The organism is Delftia sp. UME58, assembly GCF_014170385.1.
Taxonomy (GTDB): domain Bacteria; phylum Pseudomonadota; class Gammaproteobacteria; order Burkholderiales; family Burkholderiaceae_C; genus Comamonas; species Comamonas acidovorans.
In genome coordinates this window covers 80,826-106,533 of the sequence record NZ_LZZV01000102.1, presented here as the reverse complement: position 1 = coordinate 106,533, position 25,708 = coordinate 80,826, and the positions used below count along the sequence as shown (strand labels likewise).

The following is a 25,708-nucleotide window of genomic DNA, read 5'->3' as shown; positions in this document are numbered from 1 at the left end:
GTTCAGGGGCTGGGGGCGGGCGGCATGTCGGTGGCGCTGTATGTGCTGGTGGGCCGGCGGTATCCCGAGGCACTGCGGCGGCGTATTTTTGCGGCGTTTGCCACGGCCTGGGTGGTGCCCGCGCTGGTGGGGCCGGCGTTTAGCGGCCTGGTGGTGGAGCACCTGGGCTGGCGCTGGGTGTTCCTGGGCGTGCCCCTGCTGGCCTTGCCGGCCGGGGCGATGCTGCGCCCGGCGCTCCAGGGCCTGGGCGGCCATGGCCAGGGCATGCAGGGCGGTGTGCGGCGCGGGCTGTGGGCCCTGGGTGCGGCCACGGGCATCTGCCTTCTGTATGTGGGCGGGCAGAGGCAATCGGCGGGCGCCTTGGGGGCGGTGGCGGTGGCCGCGGCCTTGTCGCTGGTCTGCACCTGGAAGCTCTTGCCGGCCGGCACGCTGCGCGCCGGGCGCGGGCTGCCCAGCGTGATCGCCTTGCGCGGTCTGGTGTTTGCAGCATTCTTCGGGGCCGAGGCGTTCCTGCCGCTGGTGCTGGCGCGCGAGCACGGGCTGTCAGCGCCCATGGCGGGGCTGGTGCTGAGCGCGGGTGCGCTGGGCTGGTGTTCCGCCTCCTGGTACCAGGGACACAGCCGCAACGGCTGGAGCCGTCACCGCTTCCTGCGCGTGGGCACCAGCGCGGTGCTGGCGGGCGTGCTGCTGACGGCATCGGTGGCCTGGCCGGCCGTGCCCGTGTGGGTGGCGGTGGTGGGCTGGATCGTGTCGGGGCTGGGCATGGGCCTGCTGTCGGCAAGCCTGTCGGTGCTCACGCTGTCCATGTCCGCACCCGGCGAGCAGGGCGCCAACAGCTCGGCCCTGCAGCTGTGCGAGGCCATTGCCGTGGCGGCCACCCTGGCGATTGGCGGATCGCTGTTCGCGGCCTTGCTGGAGACTTCGGCCCAGGCGGCCTATCTGGCGAATTTTGGGGTTGCGGCCGGGGCGGCGGTGCTGGCGGCGGTGATCGTGGGGCGAACGGATACGCGGCAGGTGTTTGTGGGGTGAGGAGCCGGCTTTGCCATCACAAAGATCGCTGGATGAGTGTTTAAGCCTGGCTCTGTAGGACGTGCGCGCAGGGGCTGGCGCGCCCCGGGACCACGCCTTGCCCCGTGGCGCCTGTGCTGTGATGGCGGCTTGTCCAACCAACGCACAGGAGAAACACATGTCCGAGAAAACCGCTTCCGTCCATTGGGAGGGTGCCGGCAAGTCCGGCCAGGGCCGCATCAGCACGGAGACCGGCGCGCTCAAGGACCATCCCTACGGGTTCGGCAGCCGCTTCGGGGATGATCGCAAGGGAACCAACCCCGAGGAGATCGTGGGCGCCGCGCATGCGGCGTGTTTCACGATGGCCTTTGCCTTTGCCTGCGAGAAGGCGGGCATCGCCACCGAGATGCTGGACACCACGGCCAAGGTCCGGCTTGCCAAGGATGGCGAAGGCTTCAAGATCGACCGCATCGCACTCACGCTGGATGCCAAGGTGCCCGGCATCGATGAGGCGCAGTTCCAGAAGATCGCACAGGATGCCAAGTCCCAGTGCCCGCTGTCCAAGGCACTGGCAGGCGTGCCCGAGGTGACCCTGGTGGCCACGCTGCGCAAGTGAATGGGCGCAGGCCCTTTTCCTTTCAATCCCCCAGCACCAGCCGGCCCCGCATGGGCAGGGCATGCGATGGATACGAGCAAAAGTAGGTATAGCTTTCGCCCTGGCGCAGGCGCTCCACGGGGAAGGTGACCGAGGCATGCTCGCCGCCCGACAGCATTTGCGTGGCCGCGATCACGCGTGCGTCGCTGTGGTCCACCCAGGCATGCTCGGGTCCGGCGCGCAGGCCGTCCGCGATGACGGCGTCGATGTCGGCGCTGCGGACCAGCACCCAGTTGTGGCCGGCTTGCTGCCAGGGCTTCTTGCCGGTGTGCACCAGGTGCACGGTGAAAGTGCCGCAGCGCGGGCTGACGCGGATTTCGGCCAGGCTGAAGCGTTTGCCGGGCTGGCCTTCGATGGTGGTTTCGCAGGCGGTGCTGGCTGCTTCGGAGCTTGGCACGGCGTGGGCATGCTGGGCCTGGCCATTCAGGCAGAAGGCGGCCAACAATGCAGCGGCGGCGGTGATGCGGATAGGCATTCGGGAATCTCCAGGAAAGAAGGGATGGAAATGTGGATGCGATGGCGGGCTCATGCCGCAGCCGCCAGCCCGTCCACGATGACCTGGGGCAGGCCTCGGGAGCAAGGCTCCACCCGGGCCTGCACGCCGTAGGCGCGGGACAGCAGGGCGGGGGTGATGGCCTGGGCGGGCGGGCCGTCGGCCAGCAGCCGGCCTTGCCTGAGCACGATGACGCGGTCGGCATGGCGCAGGGCGGCGCCCAGGTCGTGCAGCACGACCAGGGTGGTCATGCCGTGTCGGCGCGTTTGCTCGTGCACCAGCTGCATGACGTGGAACTGGTGGTTCAGGTCCAGGGCGGACAGCGGCTCGTCCAGCAGCAGCACGCGCGGCTCGCGGATCAGGGCCTGGGCCAGGCCTGCGAGCTGGGACTGGCCACCCGAGAGTTCGTCCAGGTGGCGCATGGCCAGGTGGGCGATGCCCAGGTGCTCAAGCAGGGCGGCGGCCTGGGTGACCGCATCCGGGGAGCCGGCCTGCTGCGGGCGCGTGGTGTGTGGCGAGGCCTTGCGCGCGGCCAGCAGCGATTCGATGACGCGCAGGTGCACGGCGGCCGGCAGGGCCTGGGGCAGGTAGACGATGCGGCGCGCGCGCTCGGCCAGGCTGGCGTGCTGCAGCTCCTGGCCTTCCAGCGTGATGCTGCCCTGGGCGCGCACCAGGCCGGCCAGGGCACGCAGCAGGGTGGATTTGCCGCTGCCGTTGGGCCCCAGCACCACGGTGAGCGTGCCGGCGCGCAGCGGGGCGATGTCCAGCGATTCGATGACGCGGCGGCGCCCGTAGGCGACGCTGAGACCCTCGATCTGCAGACCATCCTCCGTGAGAGGTGGCAGGCAGGTGGGTGCGAAGTGCGGAGTATCCAGGAGGGTGTTCATGTCCGCCCCCGCGTACGCAGCACGATGGCCAGGAAGAAGGGAATGCCCACCAGCGAGGTGACGATGCCCACCGGGATGATCACGCCCGGGATCAGCGTCTTGGACGCCACCGAGGCCAGCGACAGCACCAGCGCGCCGACGAGGGCGGCGGCGGGCAGGTAGAAGCGGTGGTCATCACCCACCATGCGGCGCGCGATGTGCGGTGCCACCAGCCCGATGAAGCCGATGCTGCCCACAAAGGCCACGGACAGCGCGGCCAGCAGGCTGATGCGCAGCAGGGCGCCCAGTCGCAGTCGGCGCACGTCCACGCCAAAGCTGGCGGCACGGTCCTCTCCCAGGCGCAAGGCAGTGAGGCGCCAGGCGTTGAGCAGCGAGAACGGCAGCACCAGGGCCAGCGCGGCGGCCAGACCGGCCACCTTGGGCCAGGTGGCGCGGGAGAGGCTGCCCATGGTCCAGAAGACCAGGCCCTGCAGCGCCTCGGCCGTGGCCACGAACTGCAGCAGCGAGACCAGGGCATTGAAGCTGAACACCAGGGCAATGCCGAACAGCACCACGCCCGATGCGCTCATGCCGCCCCAGCGCGCCACCAGGTCCAGCAGCAGGGCCGAGGCCATGGCGAACAGGAAGGCGTTGGCAGGCACGGCCCAGGCCGTGGGCACGCCCGGCAGGCTCCAGTCCAGCACGATGGCCAGCGCCGCGCCGAAGGCGGCGGCCGAGGACAGGCCCAGCGTGAACGGGCTGGCCAGCGGGTTGGCCAGCACGGTCTGCATCTCGGCGCCGGCCAGGCCCAGGGACAGGCCGACGGCCACGGCCATCAAGGCGTAGGGCAGGCGAATGTCCCAGACGATGACGCGCAGCGCAGGCGGCGCCTGGTCGGCATGGCCCAGAGTGGCGATCAACTGGTCCAGCGCCAGCCCTGAGGGGCCGGTGGTGAAGTCCAGCAGCAGCGCGCCCACGATGGCCGCAGCCAGCAGGGCCAGCACCAGCACGCGCAGTGCGGTCAGGCGCCGGTAGCCCCTGGCCAGCGGCGTGGCGCTGGCGGCCGGGCTGGCGAGCTCCATGGGCAGGTCGGCGGCCATGTTCATCGCGCGGCTCCGCTGGCCGCCGTGGCCGCTGCCTTGGCAGGTGCATCGCCCCAGAAGGCACCGTGCATGGGCAGGGCGGGCAGGAAGCGGCGGTTGATCTCGTCCAGCGTGGCCTGGGGATCGATGTCGTGGAAGCGCTCTGGGTAGAACCACTTGGCCATGGCCTCGATGGCCAGGATGTTGGTGGGCGCGTCGTAGAAGTTGTGCCACAGGCCGTGGGCGCGGCCCTGGCGCACGGCGCCCAGCACCTCGAAGCCGGGGCGCGCGGCCAGCGCCTGCAGGCTGGCCGAGAGGTCGGCCGGCGCCACGCCGCTGCCGGCCTTGAGCATGAGTCGGTTGCTCTGCGGGCGGCTGCCGGTGGCGATGTAGACCTCGGGGTCGGCGGCGATCAACGCTTCCTGGTGCATGTCGCCTATGGCGCCGGGCACCTTGCCGGCCGCGACGTTGATGCCGCCGGCCGCCTCGATGAATTCGCCCATGTTGCCCTTGCCCACGGTGTGGCAGCAGCCGTCCCAGACGCCGGCCAGCAGTTCGGCGAATACGCGCGGGCGCTGGCTGGACGGTATGCCTTCCACGCGCTGGCGCACCTGCTGCAGATGCTGCTCGTAGAAGCTCGCATAGGCCTCGGCCTGTTCTTCGCGGTGCACGGCCTTGCCCAGGATGCGCATGCTGGCCAGGGTGTTGCGCACGGGCTGGGCGCGGAAGTCGATGAAGACCACGGGCACGCCGGCCTTTTGCAGATCCTTGACCAGGCCGCTCTGGCGCCCCGGCCCATGTCCGCCCAGGCCGAAGATGGCAATGTCGGGCCGCGTCGATACCGATTGCTCGGCGCTGACGCTGTCCTCCGAGGTGCGACCGATGACCGGGATGCGGTCTATGGCCGGGAAGCGGCGCCGGTAGTCGGCATAGCCGTTGGGGTCGGCAAAGGGCAGCTCGCCCTGCCAGCCGGCGATGCGTGCCAGCGGCTGCTCGCCCTCGATCAGGGCCAGGGCGTAGAGGAAGCGGCCTTCGCCTAGCAGGATGCGCTCCACCTTGGCGGGAATCTCGACCGTGCGACCGACGATATCGACCAGCGTGGCAGCCGGTGCATTGGCAGCGGTGCCGGCAGGTGAGGCCGCAAGCGCGGAGGCGGACAGCAGGGCGGCGGCGCAGGCTGCGGCCAGCGCCAGCAGGGCACGGCGTGTGGGAAAACGGGGAATGGATTTCATGGGAAGGCCCGGCTCAGAAGGACATGTCCAGGCCCGCCGTGTAGGTGCGGCCCGCGCCCGGCACGCCGTACAGCTGGAAGCCGTCCAGCGAGGCCCCGATGCGGCTCCAGTAGAAGCGGTTGGTGAGGTTGTTGATGTTGAAGCGGGCCGTGAGCTGGCGGTTGATGCGCCAGCTCAGCGCCAGGTTCTGCACCAGGTAGCTGGGTGCCTTCTCGTGGTCTGCCACGTAGATGGGATGGGCGCCGTTGGCGCCGGGTGCCGTGCTGGAGGTGTTGTTCTGGCCTCCCACCATCACGTTGTCGGCATAGCGGCGCTCGCCCACGTACTGCGCGCCCCAGCTCAGGGTGACGGCCGGCGTCACCAGGAAGGAGGTCCAGACGCTGCCGCTCCAGTCCGGTACATTCCTGGCCTCGGCGCCCTCGTTCGCGCCCTTGGTGATGCGGCTCTTGAGGTGGGACAGGCCTGCGGAGACGGACCAGCGCGGCGTGATCTCGCCCTGCGCCCCCAGTTCGAACCCCTGCACGCGCTTGGACGGCAGGGCGCGGATGGGCGAGGCGTTGTCGGCGTTGTACTCCCAGGAGTCGCTGAGTTCGGTGCGGAACACGGCGCCCGTGAGCGACAGGCGACCGCCCAGCACATCCCACTTGCTGCCGGCTTCCCAGGTGCGCGATAGGGCCGGTGCGTAAGCCAGCTGCGCCGCCGTGCCATAGACGCCATTGTTGGTGGTCACGCCCACGGCCGAGGGCTGGGCCGCGCGGCTGTACGAGACATAGATGGAGCCTTCGCTGGCGGGCTTGTAGACCAGGCCCAGCCGGCCGCTGAGGGCGCCGTCGGTGCGGCTGGCGCTGCCGTTGCCGGCTTGCCAGCGGTCATAGCGCAGGGCGGTCTGGGCCTGCCATTGCGGCGAGAAGGTGATGGTGTCGTTCACATACACGCCCGCGTTCTGCACCGAGGCTCTGGCGCTACCTGCGCCGACCACGGTGGGCGTGCCCGGGAAAACGGTGGACGGGTTGGCCATGTCGAAGCCCAGCGTCCCCGTGGGCAGGTCCATGCTGCGCTCGCGGTCGCCATAGGTCTCGCGGTACAGCTCCAGGCCCGCCGTGAGGTCGTGCTTGAAGCCTGCCGTCTCGAAACGGGTGCGCACATCGGTCTGGTTATCGGCGATGGTGTAGCGCTTGGACACGGGCACCGATGCCAGGCGCAACGATGCGCTGGCGCCCGTGGTGTCCACCAGGCCGTAGTCGCCATACGAGAGCACGCCGCCCGGCCCGGCGATCAGCGGCCCCAGGCCCACATAGCCCAGCGAGTTCTTGCTGCTGCCGCTGTTCAAGCGCGCAGGCGCCAGCACGCTCCAGTTGTCGGCACGCTCGTAGCGGAACTGGTTGCGCACCGTGGTGTCCGGGGACAGGTCATGCTCGATGCGCGCCGTCACCGTGTCGGTGCGCGACTGCTGGGTGTAGAGGTTGGACGCGCCGTACCAGGCATGGCGCGGCACGCCCGGCATGGCCCGGCCGCCCGTGCCGCGCTGTATGGGCAGGCCGCCGTCGGGCATGTTGTCGTCCACCTGGTGGAACATATTGACCACGGTGCGCGTGGAAGTGCCCAGGCCGTGGGCGAAGGAGGCCGCCACGCCGTAGCGGTCGTAGTCCACCACGTCGCGGCCGGCCACGTCGTTGTGGTGCTTCATGAGGTTCAGGCGCACGGCGCCGGTCTCGCCCACGCTGCGGTTCAGGTCGGCCGTGACGCGGCGGTAGCCATCGCTGCCCACGCCCGCCGAGCTGTTGTAGAAGGTGTCGCGCCCGGCCTCCTTGCTGACCAGGTTGACGCTGCCGCCCACGGCGGACACGCCCGACTCCACCGAGCCCGTGCCCTTGTAGACCTCGGCTTGCTCCAGGTTGAAGGTATCGGTGCGGCTGGCCATGCCCGCGTCGCGCACGCCGTCGATGGTGATGGCCTGCTCGGCCGAGAAGCCGCGGATGGTGAAGAAATCTCCCCAGCCCAGATTGCCCTCGCCCGAGGTGAAGGTGATGCCGGGAACGTTCTGCAGCACCTCCTGCAGGCTTTGGGCGTTCTGCTCGCGGATCAACTCGGCAGGCACCACGCTGATGCTCTGCGGCGTGTCGCGCAGCGGCTGGGTGAGCTTGGGGGACTGTACGGCGGCGGGCTGGTAGGCCGGGGTCTCACGCGTGGAGCGGACCTCGATCGCGTCCAGCTCGGCCGCGGCCTTGGTCGCAGTCTGGGCCACGACCAGCGAGGGCACGGCCAGGCAGGAGAAGGCGCCCAGCGTCAGCGCAAGGCTGGTGGACAGGGCGGGAGGGAAACTGTTGGAGTGACGGGAAGACATGGCAGCGAATCACTAGAATGAAAATCGTTCTTATTGACGAGCAGGACTCTAGTGACGCGACAGCGCAGACAGGCCAGCGGCCGCCGGGCAAATGCAATGCTCCATTGCACAGGCCGCCGCCACAACATTCCATTACAAAACGCCATGCGCCAATGCAATCCATGAGCGCACCAACCGCCGCATCCCCGGCCGCCCAGGGGCCGCGCATCCTGGTGGTGGACGACGATCCCGACATCCGCGAACTGCTGTGCGACTACCTGCGCGCCTCGGGAATGCGCCCGGCCGCCGTGGGTGACGGCCTGGCCATGTGGGACTGGCTGGGCCGGCATGCGGCCGACCTCATCGTGCTGGACCTGATGCTGCCCGGCACCGACGGCCTGGCCCTGTGCCGCAGCCTGCGCGAGCGCACCCATATCCCCGTGGTCATGCTCACGGCGCGCGGCGCCTTGCTGGACCGCATCCTGGGCCTGGAGATGGGGGCTGACGACTACCTGCCCAAGCCTTTCGATCCGCGCGAGCTGCTGGCCCGCATCAAGGTGGTGCTGCGCCGCGTGGCGCAGGCGCCCGCACCGGCCAGCGAGCCGGAGCACCTGCCCGTGCTGCGCTTTGCCGGCTGGACGCTGGACATGCGTGCGCGCGAGCTGCGCTCGCCCCAGGCCGTGCTGGTGCCGCTGGCCCAATCCGACTACCGCGTGCTCTGCGCGCTGGCCAGCAACCCGCACCGCACGCTGAGCCGCGATTACCTGGCCGACCATGTGTTCGGCCGCGAGCGCCAGGCGCAGGACCGCGCCATCGACGTCTGCGTGAGCCGGCTGCGCCAGCATCTTGAAGACCCCGCCCGCCAGGCCAGCCTGATCCGCACCGTGCGCAACGCCGGCTACGTGCTGACCTGCGACGTGGTGCCGCAGGCATCGTGATGGCTTGGGCACAGACCGGCGCGCTGCTGCAGCGCCTGTGGCCGCAGACGCTGTCCGGGCGCGTGGCCCTGATCCTGGTGGCCGGCATGCTGGCGGCCCAGGCGCTGACGGGCACCATCTGGTGGGAAAGCCGGCGCGGCCAGCTGCTGGAAGTGCCGCTGCGCCTGCTGGGCGCGCGCGCGGCCGACTCGCTGCTGCTGCTGTCCTCCCTGCCTCCCGAGGCGCGCGCCGCCGCCGTGGGCGCGCTGAGCACGCAGGGCTATCAGCTGACCCTGATCGATGCGGCCCGTGCTCGTCCCCTGATGGAAGACAAGGCGTCCGATCCCGCCGATGCGGCCGACGCCATGGCCAGCGATCTGCTGGCCGATGTGCTGGCGCGGCGAGTGGGCGCGGCCGTGCCGTTCCACCTGCTGGCGCTGGAGCTGCACGGCGGCGCGGAAACCCTGCTCACCGCCCATGAGCCCGAAGCCCATGTGCGCATGCTGCTGGGCCTGGGCAACGGCCAGTGGCTGCAGGTGCAGGCCGTGGAGGGTGAGGCAGGCTACCCCGTCAGGCCCTACCGGGCGCTGGCCGACTATGTGCTGCGCATCTACCTGCTGCGCATCGTCGTGGTCGTGGTGGTGGCGCTGCTGGCCGTGCGCCTGGCCATGCGCCCGCTGGCCCGCATGGCCAGCGCGGCCGACGCGCTGGGCAAGGACCTGCAAAGCCCGCCGCTGCCGCTGGACGGCCCGCGCGAGGTGCGCCAGGCGGCGCAGGCCTTCAATGTCATGCAGCAGCGCATTGCCGATGGCGTGGCCGAGCGCACGCGTTTCTTTGCAGCCGTCTCGCACGACCTGCGCACGCCCATCACGCGGCTGCGTCTGCGCTCGGAAATGCTGGAGCCGGCATCCCTGCGCGACAAATTTCGCCGCGATCTGCAGGAGATGGAGGCCATGGTCACCGCCACGCTGGACATGCTCACCGGCGCCGACGCGCGCGGCGAGCGCCAGGCGCTGGACATCAACGCCCTGGTGCAGGGCGTGGCCCAGGACCTGGGCGAGGCGCATGGAGTGCACATCCCCATCACGGGCCGCGCGCTGCGCCCGCTCGATTGCTATCCCCACAGCCTGCGCCGCTGCCTGCAGAACCTGCTGGAGAACGCGCTGCGCTATGGCCGCGACGCCGAACTGCACATCAGCGACAGCGACGATCTGCTGCGCATTGCCGTGCTGGACCGCGGGCCGGGCATTGCCCAGGAGCAACTGGCCCAGGTGCTGGAGCCGTTCTACCGCATGGAGGCTTCGCGCAACGCGGGCTCGGGCGGGTTTGGCCTGGGCCTGTCCATTGCCGATGCCGTGGCCAAGGCGCATGGCGGGCGCATCGTGCTGGGCAATCGGGAGGGGGGCGGGCTGGAGGCGGTGCTGGAGCTGCCGCGCAAGACTCCTGCCCGCTGATCAATCCTGGGCTGTGAAGCCTTTGCCGCAATCGCCGCAGATCAGGTTCAGCCCAGGCTTGCCCCAGACATTGACGGGCGCCGCGCAACCGCCGCAGCGGTATTTGACACGTAGCGACTTGTTCACGGGCTGCACCATGGTCTCGCCGGTGGTGGAGCCCGGCACAGCCACCGAGGTGCCCACGGGCCGCACGACTTCGGCCAGGGCGGGCACGGAGGACATGGGCGGCTGCGTGCCCTGCATGCCCTGGATCTGCGTGGCCATGCTCCACTGGCCCGTGACCACATGCTCGATGGCCGGGAAGCGGTCGTACCAGCTCAGTTGGAAGCGCGTGGTCAGCAAGGCATCGCAGGCCGCGAGGAAGGGGCCGCCCGCCATGGCGTAGTCGGCCATCATGTCGCCCGTGCGCCGGCCGCCGGGCCGGCCCGTGGACGAGGGCATGAGGCCCAGCGATTCCAGCTTGTCCGCCCATTCCTCGTTGTGATAGCGCGCGCGGCCCGGCTTGCCGAAGTGGTGCTGCCACAGGTGGGTCATCTCATGCACCAGGGTCTGCAGCGTCTCGATGATGGGCACGGCCGCGAAGTAGGCGGGGTTGAGCGCAATCTCGTCCGTGGTGCTGCCGTCCAGCGACGCAAAGCGTGCCGCAGAGAAGTAGCCGCAGGTGCGCTTTTCGCGCTGCAGCGTGATCAGGCAATGGGGCAGGGCATCGTCGAACAGGCGCTGGTTGAAGTGCTCGTAGGCCTGCTGCAGTTCGGAATAGGTTTCGCGCGTGGGGGCGGAGCGTACGGGGGCGGCGGGCATTAATGAATTGTGCAATACATAAAACCAGTGGACATTTGCCCCGGATCGACTTGGCAAAACCTTCATCGGAATTCAGAACGATCTGATTGAGAATAGCCATAGCCAATAAATAATTCCATTTCATGAAAAACATTCATGAGCAAGATGCCAGGGGCCATGTAGCGGGACTGCTGTATGACGGAGTACTTTCCGCCCAGGATTGGCAGTCCGCACTGGACGCCATGCGGGAGGCGCTGGGCGCATCCGTTTTCCATTTCTTCACGCTGGGCGGCACTGATGTCGGGGTGATCGAGAGCGTGCACAACCACGACCTGGCGGGCATAGACGCCGATAAATTGCGTGAGTACGAAACCCACTATGTTGGCGAGGACCTGCGCATGTCCGTCGTGGCGAGCCTGCCGCAGGGCCAGTTCATGCTCGACCACGAGCATTTCAGCGCATGGGACATGTCGCGCAACGCGGTCTACGCCGATGTGCTGGCGCCCCACGGACTTCGCAACACGCTGGGTGTCATGGTGCGCGACCAGGGGGGGACGCAGGACTTCCTGGGTTTCATGCGTCCCACGGACCGTGGGCCTTATGGCGCGCAGGAGCGGGTCTTCATGCAGCAGTTGATGCCCGATCTGGCGCGTGCCACCCGCCTGCGCATGCACATGGGTGGACTGGCGCGGCAGGCGGCTTTGGGACTCACAGCCCTGGGCAACTTGCCGCAAGGCATCGCACTTGTGGATTCAGATTGCCGCATCCACTACAGCAACCCCTCGGCCGACTGCCTGCTGGCAGCTTTTTGCGCGGCCTTGTCTGTGCGCCACGGCCTGCTGCGCTGCGTTGACGGGCAGGCCCAGGCGCAACTGCTGCGTCTTGTGGCCCAGGCTTGCGGCCATCATGCGCAGGGCCTGGCCGGGGCGCTGTGCCTGACGGCAGGCTCTGCGTTACGGTTGATGGTGACGGTCCTGCCGCTCAAGCCCAGCCATGCCGCTGCGTTCCGCCAGCAGCCCATGGCTTTGCTGGTAATGGCGGATGCCGGTACGCCATTTTCTGGCCCGAGTCCCGGACTCGTGCAGGAGGCGCTGGGTTTGTCGCCCTCGGAAGCGCGCCTGGCGGTGCTGCTTGCCACGGGCAGGACCGTCAAGGACTACGCCCGGATAGAGGGATGCAGCTGGCACACGGCGCGTACACACATGAAGAACCTGATGCGCAAGACCGGTTGCCACCGGCAGGTGGAATTGGTGGGGCTGCTGCAATCCCTGCAACCGAGGTGAGTCCATGCAACAACGCGTTGAAACCATCGCCGGTCAGCTGTATGAGGGGGTGCTCGCTCCCCAGGCTTGGAGCGAGGCGCTCGCGGGCATGTGTGCGCAATTGCAGGCGGGCGTCTTCCACTATTTCACGCTGAATGCTGGCGAGGCAGCCGTTCCGCAAAGCGCAAGCAATCTGGAAAGCTTCGGTTTGCATGACGGCTTGATGCATGAGTACGAGACACACTACGCGCATAACGACCTGCGGATGGAGACCGTGCAGCGGCTGCCCGTGGCCCAAGTGATGCTGGACCACGAGCACATAAGCGCCAGGCAGGCGTCACAGAACAGTGTCTATACGGATTGGCTGGTTCCGCTGGGACTGCGACATACCGCTGCTGCCAGCGTTCGCATGGAAGGCAATGCGCGTGATTTCATCAGCTTCATGCGTCCCAGGGATGCCGGGGCCTATGGTGCGCAGGACAAGGCATTCCTTGAGCATGTGATGCCGCACATCGAGCGGGCCAGCCGCCTGCGCGCGCGCATGGGCCAGCTATGCAGCCAGGCCGCAATCGGATTCGCGGCACTGGATGCGTTGGCGCAGGCACTGCTCGTCGTGGATTCCCGATGCCGGCTGCAGCATGCCAATCCGGCGGCAGAGCGCCTGCTCGCGACATTCGGCGCGTTGCAATGTGTGCACGGCGGGCTGCAATGCACATCGGGCGAGGCGCATGCGCGCTTGCAGAGATTGGTCTGCGCAGCTTGCGCCAATCCCGCAAAGGCGGCGGCCCTGGAGCTCCAAGGCAGCCAGCCAAGCCAGTCCCGGCTCATGCTGACCGCGTTGCCCCTGGCGGCCAGCCACGCGTTTGCCGCGCCATGGCAACGGCCCCTGGCCCTGATCTTTCTGACGTTGCCCGGCTCCATGGTCTTGCGGGATCAAGGCCTGGTGGGCGAGATGCTGGGCCTGTCACCCAGCGAGACCCGCCTTCTGTTGCTTCTGGCAGGCGGAAAGACCGTGAAGGACTATGCCCTGGTGGAAGGATGCAGTTGGCACACTGCGCGCACCCACATGAAGAACCTGATGCGCAAGACGGGTTGCCATCGGCAGGTGGAATTGGTGCAACTGCTGCGGGGGTGGGCAATTGCGTGACCACTCTCCCTGCCCATCGCTCAGCGACTTGCGGGCTGGGTCATGGATTGGGCGCTGCATGGTCACGCATCCCTGGCCTCAGGGGTTGTATTGCAGGTTGTAGTACATCTCCCTGCCGTTGCGGTCAGCGTAGACGAGGAGGAACTCGGCATAGTTCGTCGCCGATGCGCCGTCCGGCCTGCCTCCAAAAGGTATGGTGGCCGAGGTGGCTCCTTTGGGCACGGCCACGGTCAGATTGGGCGTGCGTACCGTGGGCAGGCCTGAGGCAGATCCCGCCGCAGCTCCCTGCCGGTAGGAACTGAGTACGGAAAGTGCCATGGGCATGCTGCCCGCTGGCGGTTGCGCAGCCGACCAGACAACCTGCGCGCTGCCGCCGCCGGCCTTGAAGGCTGCCACGATTTCGGCCTCGGAGGGCGAGATGGTGTTGAACTGGGGATAGGCATTGACAGGTATCTGCGCAAACGGATAAGACCCGTTCTTCAGCGTGACCTGGTAGGTGGCGATGGGTGTTTTGCCTTGCTGTCCGTTGACGGCTTTCCAGCCCTCGTCGGCATGGATGTCGAATCGCACCTGGGTTCCCGCTGCCAGGCCCAGGGCTGCGAAGCGGTTGTCCCCGTCCGCCATCGCGGCGGCGTCGAACCCGCTGCGCACGGTGGAGCCCCAATAGTCGTTGGCCACACCCAGTTGCGCGTTGGTGCAATCTGCCGTGACGGCATTGGCCACGTCGTTGTTGGCGTTCGATCGGCACTGCCGGAAGTTGTTGGTGTCCGCATAGCTGGCGTTGCCCCGCACGCCTTGCATTTCGGGTGCATCGCGCATGATGCGGGGCGACAGCAGCTTGAGCGAGTTGCGCGCGCTGCCTGCCTGCGCCGACGGCCAACTGACGATGGCATAAGTTGCCAGCCGAGCAGGATCGGTAATGCCAAACTGCACCTCTCGCCGCAATTGAAACGGATTGGGGGATGGTTGGCCGTCGGCCAGCTGGCGCATCACATTGGCGCGGTTGCGCGACACCAGTCCCACGCCTACCATGCGCTGATTGCCCAGGGCGCGCATCTCGGCTGCATTGCGGGGCGTGGAGCAGGTGCCGCTGCTGTTGCCTGCGATCAGTGTTTCGCGCTGGTCCCTTGTGCTGGTCCCGTCCGTGAATTTTTCGTCGTAGCTGATATCCACCTCATGCCGGGCGGAACCGTCGGCATTGGTGGTTTTGCGCTCCGCCAGGATTTGCAGATTTTCGAAGCTCCGCCCAATCTGGTAGGCATTGGAGGTCTGGATCTGGGCCTGGTTTTCATCCCAATTGGTGATCAGGCGCGCCTTGCTGCTGCCGTTGCCCAGGTAGCAGTCGTCGAGATGCGCAAAGCGCTCGGTGCCTTTGGCGGGCAACTGGGTGGCGGTCAAGGCCTGGCTGGCGTCCATGTACTTCTGCACCAACTCCTGTGTCGTTTGCGTTGGTGGTGCAACCGGTGGCGTCACTTCGTTGCCTCCGCCACCTCCGCAAGCCGCAAGCGCGAGCACGGCTCCGGCGATGAGGGGAGGGCGCAATATGGGGGTCTGCTTGATCATTGGGTATCTGCCTTTCAAACCATTGGGAATTGGCGGCGGACGGATCCGATGGCCTCCCGCGTCCGCCTAGGCAGAAGTCTTCCCAGTCGTGGTGCATCAGGCCATACCGCATTTGCGGGATGGCTTCAGTCCCCACCCATCTGTCGTAATACTTTTTGAAGGCCAGGTGCAGGGCAAACGGCGCTGTTTGTTCACCATGTGTTCATACATAAAGTACAGGGGGCTGGAAATGCAGTGGATTCAAAAATCGTAGGCATGAGTTGATCCGGCAGCGCCCGGTTTGCTGGCAAAGGGCTCAGGATAGGCAGGATGAACCCTTTAAATCTTGAGCCCTTCCCCAATCGCATAGAACTGCCCGCCCGCCACATAGTGCAGGCTGCGCAAGGCCGGGTCCGCGTCCTCGAAGTGCCAGTGGCCGTCGCTGAACACGCGGGTGTCGGACCAGGCGCCGACGATCTCGCCGATGAACAGGTCGTAGGTCTGCTGGTTGTGGGGTTCGGGGATCAGCCTGCAGGCCAGCCAGCCGGCGCAGCCGTCCACGAAGGGCAGGTCGAACCCTTCCATGCCGAACAGTTGAACGCCGCTGGCGGCGAGCTTGTCTGCATCGGTGGACAGGCTGAGCGTGCCGACCTGGTGCGTGAGCTGCAACTGGGCGGCCGTGGGGATCTGGATCACGAACATGCCGCTTTGCTCGACCAGGGCGCGCGTGGCCGTGGCCTTGTCCAGCACCACGGTGAGCTTCGGGGGCGCAAAGTCCAGCGCGCAGCACCAGGCTGCCGACATGACGTTATCCACGCCGCCGTGGCGGGCCGAGACCAGGACGGTGGGGCCGTGGTTGATCAGCCGGTAGGACTTGGCGAGATCGACCGGAGCGATATGCGGATTCATGCGAGCTTCCTGAGAGGTTCTGTTCTGTGCGGCAGAGTCATTCGGCCAGCGCTCCGGAGCCCACGGCATGGACGCCGGGCCTGGCGTTGACAGCAGCCTCTATCAAGGCCTGGGCAATGCGGTGCGCGGGGTTGAGCCGCCAGCGCCGGGGCAGCAGCGGGCCCAGGGCGCCAAGAACGCCGACCATGAGGCGCTCGCCCGGCCGGTGCTCGGTGCGCGGGCCGCTGATCAGGCCGGGGCGCACGAAGGTGAGGGAGGCAAAGCCTTGCGCCTGCAGGTCTTGCTCGAGTTCGCCCTTGACGCGGTTGTAGAAGATGCGCGAGCCGGCATCGGCGCCCATGGCCGAGTTCAGCACATAGGTGGGCGTGCCATGCTGCCACGCCAGGCGGGCGGCCAGCAGCGGATAGTCATGGTCCACGCGCCGAAACGCCGGCTGGCTGCCGGCTGTCTTGATGGTGGTGCCCAGGGTGCAGACCAGGGCATCGGCGCGCCACCAGTCGGCTTCTTCGGGCAGGTGCTCGAAATCGACGATGGGGGCGAGCAGCCTGGGATGCTCCGGCAGCGCCCGGCGTACCGGGGCCACGACGCGGGTGATGCGGCTGTCGGCCAGGGCCTGTTGCAGCACCTGGCTGCCCACCAGCCCCGTGGCGCCCACGATCAGCAGTTGCATGGCTTGGTCTTTCGATGGGTCATTCGATGAGGACGCAGGTCAGCCAGTGTGCCGCAGATCGTGGGGCGGATGGCCGGCTCAGGCGGCCACTGGCCAGTCCGTGTAGCCCTGGGCGCCGCCGCCGTAGTAGGCCTCGTGCGGGGCCACGGCCAGTTCCTTGCCGTGGCGCAGGCGCGCCACCAGGTCGGGGTTGGCGATGAAGGGGCGGCCGATGGCCACGGCATCGACCAGGCCCTTGGCGCGGCGGTCCATGGCCAGTTCCAGGTCATAGCCGTTGTTGCCCATGTAGGCGCCGTCAAAGAGCTTGCGCAGCGCGTCCAGGTCCACGCCGGGCGGCAGTTCGCGCGAGCCGCCGGTGGCGCCTTCCACAAAGTGCAGGTAGGCCAGGCCAAAGCGGTTGAGCTGGGGGATGAGGTAGCCGTAGAGGGCCATGACATCGCTGTCCAGCGGCGTGTTGCCGGCGTTGGGCGTGACGGGTGACAGGCGGATGCCCACGCGGTCGGCTCCCCAGACCTTGGCCACGGTGTCGGTGACTTCCAGCGTCAGGCGGGCGCGGTTTTCGATGCTGCCGCCGTAGGCGTCGCTGCGGTGGTTGGTGGAGTCGCGCAGGAACTGGTCGAGCAGGTAGCCGTTGGCCGAGTGCACTTCCACGCCGTCAAAACCTGCGCGCTTGGCGCATTCGGCCGCATGGCGGTATTGCTCGACGATGCCGGGGATTTCGCCGGTTTCCAGGGCGCGGGGCATGGACACCTCGGCCACGCCGTTGGGCGTGAAGGTGACGCCCTCGGCCTTGATGGCAGACGGGGCGACAGGGGCCACGCCGCCGGGCTGCAGGTCCACGTGCGAGTAGCGGCCCACGTGCCACAGCTGGGCCACGATCTTGCCGCCGGCCGCATGCACGGCGTCGGTGACCTTCTTCCAGCCGGCGAGCTGTTCCTCGGTCCAGATGCCGGGCGTGAGGTTGTAGCCCCGGCCCTGGGCGGAGATGTTGACGGCTTCGCTGATCAACAGGCCCGCGCTGGCGCGCTGGGCGTAGTAGGCGGCGTGCAGTTCGGTGGGCACGCCGTCGTCACCGGCGCGGCTGCGGGTCAGCGGTGCCATGACGAAGCGGTTGGCCAGCGACAGGCCGCCCAGTTGGGTGGGGGAGAACAGATCGGTATGGAGGCTGTGGTCGGTCATGGTGTCTGAAGGTGGTGGTTGAAGGGGTAGGAGAAAACGGTGAAGCGGGTGAGATTGGTGGTTGAAGTTGACCAGTCGTCTACAAGCAAGGCAAATAAAAAGCGGCTGCCGGACCTGCTCAGGCCAGCAGCCGCCTGGTGGAAACAAGGGCGGCCGCAAAGGGCTCCTCATGCCGGCCCAGCTTGGACAGCAGGGAGGCGCCCAGCCACAGCTGGTACAGCGATTCGGCCAGCGCAGGCGCGTCCAGATCCGAGGTGATGGAGCCATCGGCCTGGCCGGCGCGCACGCAGTCGGTCAGCCGGGTGATGATGGAGTCGGTGCCGGTGCGCAGCACCGAGCGCATGTCGTCGGACAGGTCGCAGACCTCGGGGCCCAGCTTGACCACGAGGCACTGGCCTCCTGCATGGGCCGAGCACTGGTTCTGCGTCCACTGGCGAAAGTAGGTCATCAGCCGGGAGATGGCCGGATCGGGCGTTTCCATGAGCGCATCGATCTTGGCCAGGTACTCGTCGAAGTACTCCTGCAGCAGGGCCTGGCCGAACTCTTCCTTGGACTTGAAGTAATAGTAGAAGGAGCCCTTGGGCACGCCCGCAGCCGCGACGACCTCGGCCAGGCCGACGGCCGTATAGCCTTTCTGGGTCATCAGCGCCTTGGCCACATCAAGGATGTGCTGGCGTGTTTCCTGTGCGGGTTTCTTCATGGGGTGAGAGTCTAGCGCAAAAACCGACCAGTCGTCTACAAGCTTCGGCCTGGCGATTGCGACGCGTCTGGGGCATCGGGAAGATCCCCCGGTCTGATCACCCGCGCCAGCCCCATCCTGTCGCTCAGGAAATCGATCAGGGCGCGTGTGGCGGCGGACTGGAAGCGGTTGGGCATGTACAGCATGAACATGCGGCCCTGGTTGATGCGCAATTCGTAGTCCTGCATGGCCAGCACGACGCGGCCATCGTCCACCTCGGGGCGCACCATGTAGTCCGGCACCAGCCCCACGCCCAGTCCGGAGGTGATGCAGTCGCACAGAAAGGGGTAGCTGCGCGACATCAGCGTGGGCGTGATGTCCAGTTCCTGCAGCGGCTGGCCGTTTCTGGCGATCTGCAGGCACACCTTGCCGCTTTCGCCGCCCGAGGTGATGAGCGGTGCGCGCGTCAGCTCGGACGGGGTTTGCGGCAGGCGGTGCCTTTGCGCCCAGTTGCTGGAGGCGCACAGGCTGTAGCGCACCGGCCCCATGTCGCGCGCCACCAGCATGGGCGGCGGGTCGGACATGACGCGGATGGCGATGTCCACGCTGTCCTTGAGCAGGTTGTCTATGAAGTTCTCCAGGCGGATGTCCAGCACCACCTGCGGATGGGCGCGCTTGAACTCGATCAGCCACGGCGCCATGACCAGGTGGCCGTAGCCGGTGGGCACGCTCAGGCCGATCTTTCCCGAGATTTCATCCGTGCTGCTTTGCGCCAGCTCGCGCACCAGCTCGGTCTCGTTGAGGATGTTGCGCGCATGGAGGTAGATGCGCTGGCCGACCTCGGTGGCCTCCACGCCCTGGGGCGTTCTGCGCAGCAGTGATGCGCCCAGGGACTTCTCCAGCCGGGCCAGGTGGTAGCTCACGTTGGCCCGCGACATGTTCAAGAACTTTGCCGCCTGGCTCAGGTTTCCGTGCTCGATGATCTGGACAAGGATGTTGAATGCCAGGAGATCCATGCGTTGCAGTCCGAGGGGGTGTCAATATTCTTTGACATGATGTCAACCACCGCCACCATTGTCAAAGAGGGTGCGCTGGGCAGAATGGGCCAGCCAGAACAGATAGACATTCAAGGAGACAAGATGGCAGGCATCACAAAAAGACAGGCGTTGGCCAAGGGCATGGCGCTGGGCGCCATCGGCGTGGCTGCGTTCGCATCGCTGTGCGGCGCGGCGCAGGCCAATACCGATACCGGCGCCTGGCCCGACAGGCCGATTCGCCTGGTCGTTCCCTTCCCGCCGGGCGGACCCACCGATGGCGCGGCGCGCGTCTACGCCGAGGCGCTGGCGCGGCAGCTGGGCCAGCCCGTGGTGATAGAGAACAAGCCCGGCGCATCGGGCGCGGTGGCGGCAGGCCAGTTCCGCACGGCAGCGCCCGACGGCTACACGCTGATGATGATGGTCACGCCCACCATCATGGCGCCGCATTTCTTCAAGAACGTCAAGTTCCACCCGGCCACGGATTTCGCCCCGGTCACCAAGATCTATGACCTGCCCAATGTGATTGCGGTCAATGCGCAGTCGCTGCCCAAGGTGACCGACCTCAAATCGCTGTTCCAGTACGCCAAGGCCCAGCCCGCCACGCTGGACTACACCAGCTCCGGGGCGGGCAGCTCGGGCCACCTGAGCATGGAACTGATGAAATCCGCCAAGCTGCACACCATGCAGCACGTGGCCTACAAGGGCAGCGCGCCCGCCATGAACGACACGCTGGGCGGCGTGGTGCCGGTGATCTATGCGGACATGGTGTCTGCGCTGCCCCATATCCGCAGCGGGCGGCTGAGGGCGTTGGCGGTGGGCACGCCGCAGCGCGTGAAGGCGCTGGACGGCGTGCAGACCATGGCCGAGCAGGGCTTTGGCGGCTATGAGGCATCGTCCTGGGGCGGCCTGGTGGCACCCAGGGACACGCCGCGCGCCATCATCGACAAGCTCAGCGCCACCTCGCGCCAGCTGCTGGCCACCGACGAGGTGCGCGACCGCTTCGAGAAGATCGGCGTGACGGCCGCCTACCTCAACCCCCAGGACACCGAGGCCCTGATCCGCAGCGACTACACGCGCTGGGGCGAGGTGGTGCGCACCAACGGCCTGGGCGCGGAGTGAATCCATGGCCATGAGTCCTCTCCCTGCGCAATCCATGTTCCGGCCCCTGCGGGCCGTGCGTTCCCTGGCCGATGTGGAGGCCATCGAAAGCCGGCCCATGGCCGGGCTGATCACGGCGCAAACGGTCTACGACCTCTTTCGTAACTCCGCGCGTGAGCACGGCCAGGGCAGGGCCCTGAGCTTCCTGCCCCAGGCCGGCAGCGTTCATGACGCCCTGCACCTGAGCTATGCCGAACTGCTGGGCAGGATCCACCAGACGGCGAATGCCCTGCATGCGCTGGGCATGGGCGCCGACGACACCGTGGCCATCCTGCTGCCCGGCTGCATGGAGTACCACTTTGCGCTGTGGGGCGGCGAGGCGGCGGGCATCGTGCAGCCCATCAATCCGCTGCTGAGTGCAGAGAAGATCTCCGCCCTGATGCGGACCACGGGCGCGCGCTTTCTGATCACCTGGGCGGACGAGGACGATGCCGGCATCCGCGAGAAAGTCACGGCGCTGGATGCGGACCTGGCGCATGTGCTCTGGGTCTCGCATGAAGGCCGGGTTCCCCAGGGGGATGGACAGCGCTGGCCCGCCAGCGATCTGCATGCCGCCCTGGCCGCCCAGCCCTCCGACCGGCTGGTGAGCGGGCACCAGCCCCAGGCCGGCGACGTGGCGGCCTACTTCCATACCGGGGGCACCACGGGCGCGCCCAAGATCGCCGTGCAGACGCATGGCGCCCAGGTCTACACCGCCTGGGCCAGCGTGCAGATGCAGGGCCTGAACACGGCCGACCGCACCATCAACGGCTACCCGCTGTTCCATGTGGCCGGCGTGCTGCCGGGCTCGCTGGCCTGCTTCTCGGCCGGGGCCCACGTGATCATTCCGACCACGGGGCTGTTCCGCAACAAGACCGTGGTTGCCGGTTTCTGGCGCATTGTGGCGCAGTGGAGGCCCACGCTGATGTCGGCCGTGCCCACGGTGCTGGCCGCGCTGGTGGAGGTGCCGCTGCAGGGGGCCGATGTGTCCTCCATCCGCTACTTCCGCACGGGCGCCGCGCCGCTGTCGCCCGAGGTGGCGGTGCGCTTCAAGGCGCACAGCGGCTTCCATGTGCACGAGAGCCTGGGCATGACCGAGATGACGGGCATCTCCACCATCACGCCGCCCGGCCTGCACGCGGCGGCCGGACATGTGGGCCTGCGCCTGCCGTTTGCGCGCCTGGCCGTGCGCCGCATGGGGCCGGACGGCAGGCCGTCGGACCAGGAAGCGGCGGCCGGCGAAACCGGCATGGTGGTGTTCCAGTCGCCCAACCTGTTTTCCGGCTACCTGGGCGGCATCGAGCCGTCCAGCTACCTCACCGATGACGGCTGGCTGATCACGGGCGACCTGGGCTCGGTGGGCGCCGATGGCCTGCTGCGGCTGCGTGGGCGCTCCAAGGACGTCATCATCCGCAGCGGCCACAACATCGATCCGCAGGTGATAGAGCAGGCGCTGGAGCGCCATCCCGCCGTCAAGGCCTGCGCCGCCGTGGGCGCACCCGATGCCTATGCGGGCGAGGTGCCTGTGGCCTTTGCCGCGCTCCACCCCGGCGCCCGGGCCGATGAGACCGAACTGCTGGCCTTTGCCGCAGCCGGCGTGGACGAAGCGCCGGCGCGCCCGCGCTATGTGCGCATCATCGATGCGCTGCCCACCACCAACGTGGGCAAGGTCTACAAGCCGCGCCTGCGCAGCATGGCTGCGGAAATCTACGCCCGCACCCTGGTGGCCCAGGCGCATGAGCGCATGGGCCTGCCGCTGCCGCCCGCCGACAGCACCACGCATGCGGAAGGCGAGGGCTTTGTGCTGCGCCCGGCCAGGGCGGCTGACCGGAGCCCTTGGGAGCGGGCCGCCGAGGCGCTGGCATTCATGGGCGAGCCGGTGCATATCGAGGAAGCCGCCTGAGCGCTGGGCCGAACCCCATTGCAGCCACCTGGTGAACTGCGCCGGAGCGGTGTGCAATGCGCATAGAATGCAAACCATTCGCATTCAATAATCAATGCGGCGCCATGCGGCCGCACCCCACTCCCCAAGCACCTTCATGCCGTCGGCCCGTTGTGGCGCCGATGGCTGTTTTTTTGTCCTTTGAGGAAGCTGCAATGAAGAAACACTGGATTCTTGTCTCCGCACTCCTGGCCGCCAGCGGCGCCAGCCAGGCCCACCAGATCTGGCTGGAACAGCCGGCCGGCGAAACCGCCGTGATCCGCTTTGGCGAGTTTGGCGACAACCTGCGCGAGACATCGCCGGGCCTGCTCGACAAATTCGGCAAGCCCGTGGCCACCCTGGTGTCTGCCCAGGGCGAGAAGGCGGCCGATGGCCGCAAGACCGGCACCGGCTTTGCGCTGCCCTTCAAGGCCGGCCAGGGCGACAGCATCGTGGCCGAGGATGCCGGCTACCCGCTGTACACCAGCAAGAAGGGCGAGCAGGAACTGCGCAACTGGTACCACCCGGCTGCGCGCCTGATCACCGGCTTTGCCGCCCAGGCCGCGCGCCTGACTCTGGATGTCGTGCCCTCGGGCAAGGCCGGCGAGTTCAAGGTCATCTACAAGGGCCAGCCCCTGCCCAAGGCCAAGGTGGTTCTGACCGTGCAATCGGGCTGGAGCAAGGAAGCCCATGCCGACGAGCAGGGCCTGGTGCAGTTCGACATGCCCTGGAAGGGCACCTACGTGGCCGAAGCCACGCACGACGAGCGCAGCGGCGGCGAGCGCATCGGCCCGAACGGCGCAGAAAAATACGACGGCGTGCACTACGTGACCTCGGTCACCTACGTCAAGCCCGAAGGCGTGGCGCCCATCGCTGCCGGCCCTGCGGCCAAGCCCAACAAGTAAGCGCTGCGGCCAGACACCTTGGCCGAAGACGCAGGCAGCCATGCCTGGCGGCCTCCATGTGTCATGCATGGAGGCTTTTTTACGGGCGTTGCAGCAGGCACGCAGGGGTGGATGCGGTGATTCGTCGTATACGATTGAACATTTCGTAGAGAGAGGGGCGCAGGCTTCAACGCCGTGTTCCAAGAGGAGGAATCCATGTTCAAACGCATACTGTCCCGCGGCCTGGCGCCGCTCCTGGCGCTGTTGTTGGCTGGCTCGGCCAGCCTGGCCCATGCCGATGAGGGCCTGCTGCTGGCCGCTGGCGCCGGCTACCGCAAGCCCGTGCTGGAACTGCTGCAGGCCTTCAGCCAGGCCACGGGCATTCGCGCCGAGGCCAGCTTCGGCAACATGAAGCAGATAGAGACCCAAGCCCGCCAGAACCCTGAGATCGCGGTGCTGATTGGCGACCGCGCCTTTGTCGAGCCCATGCAACTGGCCGAGCGCTACATCACCCTTGGCCAGGGCCAGCTGGTGCTGGTCGCCGCGCGCGGCCGGCGCCTGGAGAGCGTGCAGGACCTGGCCAGGTCCGAATTCAAGCGCATTGCCATCGCCGACCGCAGCAAGGCCGTGTACGGCAACGCGGCGCGTATCTGCCTGGAGCGCCTGGGCCTGGCGCAGACGCTGGGCGAACGCCTGGTCGAAGTGGCCACGGTGCCCCAGGTCAGCGCCTATGTGACCACCGGCGAGGTGGACGCAGGTTTTGTCAACAAGACCGAGGCCCTGGCCCTGAAAGACCGCGTGGGCGCCAGCGTGCCGGTGGCGGCCAGCTGCCATCCGCCCATCGAACTGAGCCTGGCCGTGCTCAAGGGCCGCGCCGCTTCGCCGCAACTGCAGGCGCTGCTGGACTTCATCGCCACGCCGCAGGCCCGCCAGGTGCTGGAGCGGCACGGCCTTTGATGGGCCACCCATTCCCTGCTGGCAGCTGACAATCCATGGCCACCTCCGTCTGCGCCCAGGCGCCACTGGCCCTGACCGCCCAGGTCATCGCCTGGAGCCTGCTGCTGCAATTGCTGGTAGGTGCAGGCATGGGCTGGCTGCTGGCGCGGCGCCGGTTTGCGGGGCGCCAGCTGGTCGACGCGCTGGTCAGCCTGCCGCTGGTGTTTCCGCCCATCGTGCTCGGCTACGGCCTGCTGGTGCTGCTGGGCCGGCAGGGGCTGCTCACCCAGCTGCTGCCCGATGTGCTGCGGCCCGACATCGTTTTTTCGCAAACGGGCCTGGTCATTGCGGCTTTCATTGCCGGGTTGCCGCTCATGGTCAAGCCCACGCAGGCCGCCTTTGCCGGCACCTCGCCACGCCTGCTGGAGGCGGCGGCCATGCTGGGGCACCGCCCCTGGTCGGTGTTCTGGCGCATCGAGCTGCCGCTGGCCCGGCGCGGCATTGCGGCCGGCCTGATCCTGTCGGGGGGCCGTGCGCTGGGCGAGGTCGGCCTGTCGCTCATGCTGGGCGGCAACATCATCGGCCGGACGGAAACCCTGTCACTGGCCATCTACAACAACGTGCTGGATGGCAATCTGGCCTGCGCCAATCAACTCTCTCTGATGCTGGGCGTGCTGGCCATGGCGGCCTTCATGGTGCTCAGGCGGTTTGGCGCGCTGTGAGCAGCGGGCAGGGCCGGGCAGGGCGCAAGCTGGAAAGGACTCAGGGCAGGAACGGCGAAGACAGCAGCCGCAAGCCGATGGAAAACCACCGCTCCTGCGTGCTGCTGCCTGCGCGATTGCCGTAGGTGGCATCGATCTGCACATGTCCAGGCACCAGCCAGTAGCGCAGGCCCATCTGGTAGAAGGGCTTGCCCTGGTTCTGGCCGAATGTCTCGGCAATCAGCCAGGTGCTCTGGCTCAATTGGGCCTCGGTTGCCAGGCCCCACGTCATGAGGTTGCGATGTGTCTGCGCCGTGCGCAGCCAGCCCACGTTGGTGTGGAAGAACAGCCGGTCATCGCGCAGCGAGAACGTGACGGGCACATAGGCGTACAGATCTCCCCGGCCCTGGCCCTCGTCATTCGGATGCCGGGCATTGCCCACGGCCAGGCCCCAGCCCCAGCCATTGGGCTGCAGTTCCTTGAACAGGGTCTTGCCCTGGATCACCACGTCCGTGGTCCGGCTGCTGCCGTCCTCGCGCGTGCGTGCCGCGCCCAGCGTCAGCTCCAGATTGCCCGTGAAATTGCAGGCCGGCTGCGCCCAGAATTCCGTGCTGTCCTTCCTGGACTTGACCCAACTTTCCAGCTGGCAGGACTTGGCATCGACGATGCGGGCATCGTCCGTGATCATGGGGCGAGCCGAGTGGGCCGGGCTGGTGCCGAGACAGGCTGCCAGGCCCAGGGCTGCTGCCGTCCAAAGGGAGTGGGAATTGCGCATGGCCCGCCATCCTAAAGCCGAAAAATGACGCCACCAGAACATTGCTGTGCCAGGAGCGCCACAACAACGGCTGTGCACGGATTGGCCCATATGGCCCTGTCCATCGCCAAACTGGGTCA

24 protein-coding genes are annotated in these 25,708 nt (G+C 67.6%); 11 read left to right on the top strand and 13 right to left on the bottom strand.

The window, feature by feature from the left end; translation table 11 throughout:
- Positions 1-1,029 (top strand): MFS transporter (locus tag A9976_RS26485; protein WP_183021456.1); only part of this gene is annotated, 1,029 nt, incomplete at its 5' end.
- A 157-nt stretch (positions 1,030-1,186) separates the two neighbouring features.
- A complete protein-coding gene (locus A9976_RS26480) occupies positions 1,187-1,624 on the top strand; it encodes an OsmC family protein (RefSeq protein ID WP_183021455.1) in 438 nt (145 codons plus the stop codon).
- A 22-nt stretch (positions 1,625-1,646) separates the two neighbouring features.
- Here A9976_RS26480 and azu read toward each other — a convergent pair whose 3' ends face one another.
- The 5 genes from azu to A9976_RS26455 are packed head-to-tail and all read right to left on the bottom strand — an operon-like array spanning position 1,647 to position 7,680.
- Positions 1,647-2,138: an azurin gene (gene azu / locus A9976_RS26475; RefSeq protein ID WP_183021454.1), complete on the bottom strand. Its 492-nt coding sequence runs from the start codon at positions 2,136-2,138 to the stop codon at positions 1,647-1,649.
- Between the two features lie 50 nt (positions 2,139-2,188).
- Entirely contained in the window at positions 2,189-3,043 is an 855-nt protein-coding gene (locus tag A9976_RS26470) for an ABC transporter ATP-binding protein (protein WP_183021453.1), read from the bottom strand.
- A complete protein-coding gene (locus A9976_RS26465) occupies positions 3,040-4,128 on the bottom strand; it encodes an iron ABC transporter permease (RefSeq protein ID WP_183021452.1) in 1,089 nt (362 codons plus the stop codon). The genes A9976_RS26470 and A9976_RS26465 overlap by 4 nt, the downstream gene beginning before the upstream one ends.
- Positions 4,125-5,336, bottom strand: coding sequence for an ABC transporter substrate-binding protein (locus A9976_RS26460; RefSeq protein WP_183021451.1), 1,212 nt, complete (start codon positions 5,334-5,336; stop codon positions 4,125-4,127). The genes A9976_RS26465 and A9976_RS26460 overlap by 4 nt, the downstream gene beginning before the upstream one ends.
- A gap of 13 nt (positions 5,337-5,349) precedes the next feature.
- Positions 5,350-7,680 carry a TonB-dependent siderophore receptor gene (locus tag A9976_RS26455; protein WP_183021450.1) on the bottom strand — a complete coding sequence of 777 codons (2,331 nt, stop codon included), beginning with the start codon at positions 7,678-7,680 and terminating at the stop codon, positions 5,350-5,352.
- 152 nt (positions 7,681-7,832) lie between these two features.
- Between A9976_RS26455 and A9976_RS26450 the strand changes: the two genes are divergently transcribed.
- Together A9976_RS26450 and A9976_RS26445 are read left to right on the top strand one after the other, a co-directional pair.
- Positions 7,833-8,597 (top strand): response regulator, encoded by a 765-nt coding sequence (locus A9976_RS26450; RefSeq protein WP_183021449.1) that lies wholly within the window; start codon positions 7,833-7,835, stop codon positions 8,595-8,597.
- A complete protein-coding gene (locus tag A9976_RS26445) occupies positions 8,597-10,030 on the top strand; it encodes an ATP-binding protein (protein WP_183021448.1) in 1,434 nt (477 codons plus the stop codon). Before A9976_RS26450 ends, A9976_RS26445 begins: the two co-directional genes overlap by 1 nt.
- Here the strand turns inward: A9976_RS26445 and A9976_RS26440 are convergent, their stop codons facing one another.
- Complete coding sequence (locus A9976_RS26440) at positions 10,031-10,831, bottom strand: SprT-like domain-containing protein (RefSeq protein ID WP_183021447.1); 801 nt, start codon at positions 10,829-10,831, stop codon at positions 10,031-10,033.
- Between the two features lie 122 nt (positions 10,832-10,953).
- Here A9976_RS26440 and A9976_RS26435 point away from each other — a divergent pair, with 122 nt between their 5' ends.
- Positions 10,954-12,093: a helix-turn-helix transcriptional regulator gene (locus tag A9976_RS26435; protein ID WP_183021446.1), complete on the top strand. Its 1,140-nt coding sequence runs from the start codon at positions 10,954-10,956 to the stop codon at positions 12,091-12,093.
- A gap of 4 nt (positions 12,094-12,097) precedes the next feature.
- Positions 12,098-13,219, top strand: a complete 1,122-nt coding sequence (locus A9976_RS26430) for a helix-turn-helix transcriptional regulator (protein ID WP_183021445.1) — start codon at positions 12,098-12,100, stop codon at positions 13,217-13,219.
- 78 nt (positions 13,220-13,297) lie between these two features.
- Here A9976_RS26430 and A9976_RS26425 read toward each other — a convergent pair whose 3' ends face one another.
- From A9976_RS26425 to A9976_RS26400, 6 genes are all read right to left on the bottom strand, one after another.
- Positions 13,298-14,782 carry a hypothetical protein gene (locus tag A9976_RS26425; protein WP_183021444.1) on the bottom strand — a complete coding sequence of 495 codons (1,485 nt, stop codon included), beginning with the start codon at positions 14,780-14,782 and terminating at the stop codon, positions 13,298-13,300.
- Positions 14,783-15,100: 318 nt separating this feature from the next.
- The gene (locus tag A9976_RS26420) at positions 15,101-15,670 is read right to left on the bottom strand and encodes a flavin reductase family protein (protein ID WP_183021443.1); all 570 of its coding nucleotides are present in this window, start codon (positions 15,668-15,670) and stop codon (positions 15,101-15,103) included.
- A gap of 37 nt (positions 15,671-15,707) precedes the next feature.
- Positions 15,708-16,340, bottom strand: a complete 633-nt coding sequence (locus tag A9976_RS26415) for an NAD-dependent dehydratase (protein ID WP_183021442.1) — start codon at positions 16,338-16,340, stop codon at positions 15,708-15,710.
- Positions 16,341-16,418: 78 nt separating this feature from the next.
- On the bottom strand, positions 16,419-17,519 hold the full coding sequence (locus A9976_RS26410; protein WP_183021441.1) for an alkene reductase: 1,101 nt from the start codon (positions 17,517-17,519) through the stop codon (positions 16,419-16,421).
- 118 nt (positions 17,520-17,637) lie between these two features.
- A complete protein-coding gene (locus A9976_RS26405) occupies positions 17,638-18,219 on the bottom strand; it encodes a TetR/AcrR family transcriptional regulator (protein WP_183021440.1) in 582 nt (193 codons plus the stop codon).
- Between the two features lie 35 nt (positions 18,220-18,254).
- Positions 18,255-19,214 carry a LysR family transcriptional regulator gene (locus tag A9976_RS26400; protein ID WP_183021439.1) on the bottom strand — a complete coding sequence of 320 codons (960 nt, stop codon included), beginning with the start codon at positions 19,212-19,214 and terminating at the stop codon, positions 18,255-18,257.
- A 123-nt stretch (positions 19,215-19,337) separates the two neighbouring features.
- Between A9976_RS26400 and A9976_RS26395 the strand changes: the two genes are divergently transcribed.
- The 5 genes from A9976_RS26395 (at position 19,338) to A9976_RS26375 (ending at position 24,835) form a co-directional block, all read left to right on the top strand.
- Positions 19,338-20,354: a tripartite tricarboxylate transporter substrate binding protein gene (locus A9976_RS26395; RefSeq protein WP_183021438.1), complete on the top strand. Its 1,017-nt coding sequence runs from the start codon at positions 19,338-19,340 to the stop codon at positions 20,352-20,354.
- A 4-nt stretch (positions 20,355-20,358) separates the two neighbouring features.
- A complete protein-coding gene (locus tag A9976_RS26390; RefSeq protein ID WP_183021437.1) occupies positions 20,359-22,275 on the top strand; it encodes an AMP-binding protein in 1,917 nt (638 codons plus the stop codon).
- 194 nt (positions 22,276-22,469) lie between these two features.
- Positions 22,470-23,198 carry a DUF4198 domain-containing protein gene (locus A9976_RS26385; RefSeq protein ID WP_183021436.1) on the top strand — a complete coding sequence of 243 codons (729 nt, stop codon included), beginning with the start codon at positions 22,470-22,472 and terminating at the stop codon, positions 23,196-23,198.
- A 195-nt stretch (positions 23,199-23,393) separates the two neighbouring features.
- The gene (gene modA / locus A9976_RS26380; RefSeq protein WP_183021435.1) at positions 23,394-24,134 is read left to right on the top strand and encodes a molybdate ABC transporter substrate-binding protein; all 741 of its coding nucleotides are present in this window, start codon (positions 23,394-23,396) and stop codon (positions 24,132-24,134) included.
- Positions 24,135-24,169: 35 nt separating this feature from the next.
- Entirely contained in the window at positions 24,170-24,835 is a 666-nt protein-coding gene (locus A9976_RS26375; RefSeq protein WP_183021434.1) for a molybdenum ABC transporter permease, read from the top strand.
- A gap of 40 nt (positions 24,836-24,875) precedes the next feature.
- Here the strand turns inward: A9976_RS26375 and A9976_RS26370 are convergent, their stop codons facing one another.
- On the bottom strand, positions 24,876-25,589 hold the full coding sequence (locus A9976_RS26370) for a hypothetical protein (protein WP_183021433.1): 714 nt from the start codon (positions 25,587-25,589) through the stop codon (positions 24,876-24,878).
- Positions 25,590-25,708 lie beyond the last annotated feature (119 nt).

Bases quoted from the DNA above. Each gene is read 5' to 3' on its own strand.
- A9976_RS26480 (WP_183021455.1), top strand. From the start codon at position 1,187: ATGTCCGAGAAAACCGCTTCCGTCCATTGGGAGGGTGCCGGCAAGTCC.
- azu (WP_183021454.1), bottom strand. From the start codon at position 2,138: ATGCCTATCCGCATCACCGCCGCCGCTGCATTGTTGGCCGCCTTCTGC.
- A9976_RS26470 (WP_183021453.1), bottom strand. From the start codon at position 3,043: ATGAACACCCTCCTGGATACTCCGCACTTCGCACCCACCTGCCTGCCA.
- A9976_RS26465 (WP_183021452.1), bottom strand. From the start codon at position 4,128: ATGAACATGGCCGCCGACCTGCCCATGGAGCTCGCCAGCCCGGCCGCC.
- A9976_RS26460 (WP_183021451.1), bottom strand. From the start codon at position 5,336: ATGAAATCCATTCCCCGTTTTCCCACACGCCGTGCCCTGCTGGCGCTG.
- A9976_RS26455 (WP_183021450.1), bottom strand. From the start codon at position 7,680: ATGTCTTCCCGTCACTCCAACAGTTTCCCTCCCGCCCTGTCCACCAGC.
- A9976_RS26450 (WP_183021449.1), top strand. From the start codon at position 7,833: ATGCAATCCATGAGCGCACCAACCGCCGCATCCCCGGCCGCCCAGGGG.
- A9976_RS26445 (WP_183021448.1), top strand. From the start codon at position 8,597: ATGGCTTGGGCACAGACCGGCGCGCTGCTGCAGCGCCTGTGGCCGCAG.
- A9976_RS26440 (WP_183021447.1), bottom strand. From the start codon at position 10,831: ATGCCCGCCGCCCCCGTACGCTCCGCCCCCACGCGCGAAACCTATTCC.
- A9976_RS26435 (WP_183021446.1), top strand. From the start codon at position 10,954: ATGAAAAACATTCATGAGCAAGATGCCAGGGGCCATGTAGCGGGACTG.
- A9976_RS26430 (WP_183021445.1), top strand. From the start codon at position 12,098: ATGCAACAACGCGTTGAAACCATCGCCGGTCAGCTGTATGAGGGGGTG.
- A9976_RS26425 (WP_183021444.1), bottom strand. From the start codon at position 14,782: ATGATCAAGCAGACCCCCATATTGCGCCCTCCCCTCATCGCCGGAGCC.
- A9976_RS26420 (WP_183021443.1), bottom strand. From the start codon at position 15,670: ATGAATCCGCATATCGCTCCGGTCGATCTCGCCAAGTCCTACCGGCTG.
- A9976_RS26415 (WP_183021442.1), bottom strand. From the start codon at position 16,340: ATGCAACTGCTGATCGTGGGCGCCACGGGGCTGGTGGGCAGCCAGGTG.
- A9976_RS26410 (WP_183021441.1), bottom strand. From the start codon at position 17,519: ATGACCGACCACAGCCTCCATACCGATCTGTTCTCCCCCACCCAACTG.
- A9976_RS26405 (WP_183021440.1), bottom strand. From the start codon at position 18,219: ATGAAGAAACCCGCACAGGAAACACGCCAGCACATCCTTGATGTGGCC.
- A9976_RS26400 (WP_183021439.1), bottom strand. From the start codon at position 19,214: ATGGATCTCCTGGCATTCAACATCCTTGTCCAGATCATCGAGCACGGA.
- A9976_RS26395 (WP_183021438.1), top strand. From the start codon at position 19,338: ATGGCAGGCATCACAAAAAGACAGGCGTTGGCCAAGGGCATGGCGCTG.
- A9976_RS26390 (WP_183021437.1), top strand. From the start codon at position 20,359: ATGGCCATGAGTCCTCTCCCTGCGCAATCCATGTTCCGGCCCCTGCGG.
- A9976_RS26385 (WP_183021436.1), top strand. From the start codon at position 22,470: ATGAAGAAACACTGGATTCTTGTCTCCGCACTCCTGGCCGCCAGCGGC.
- modA (WP_183021435.1), top strand. From the start codon at position 23,394: ATGTTCAAACGCATACTGTCCCGCGGCCTGGCGCCGCTCCTGGCGCTG.
- A9976_RS26375 (WP_183021434.1), top strand. From the start codon at position 24,170: ATGGCCACCTCCGTCTGCGCCCAGGCGCCACTGGCCCTGACCGCCCAG.
- A9976_RS26370 (WP_183021433.1), bottom strand. From the start codon at position 25,589: ATGCGCAATTCCCACTCCCTTTGGACGGCAGCAGCCCTGGGCCTGGCA.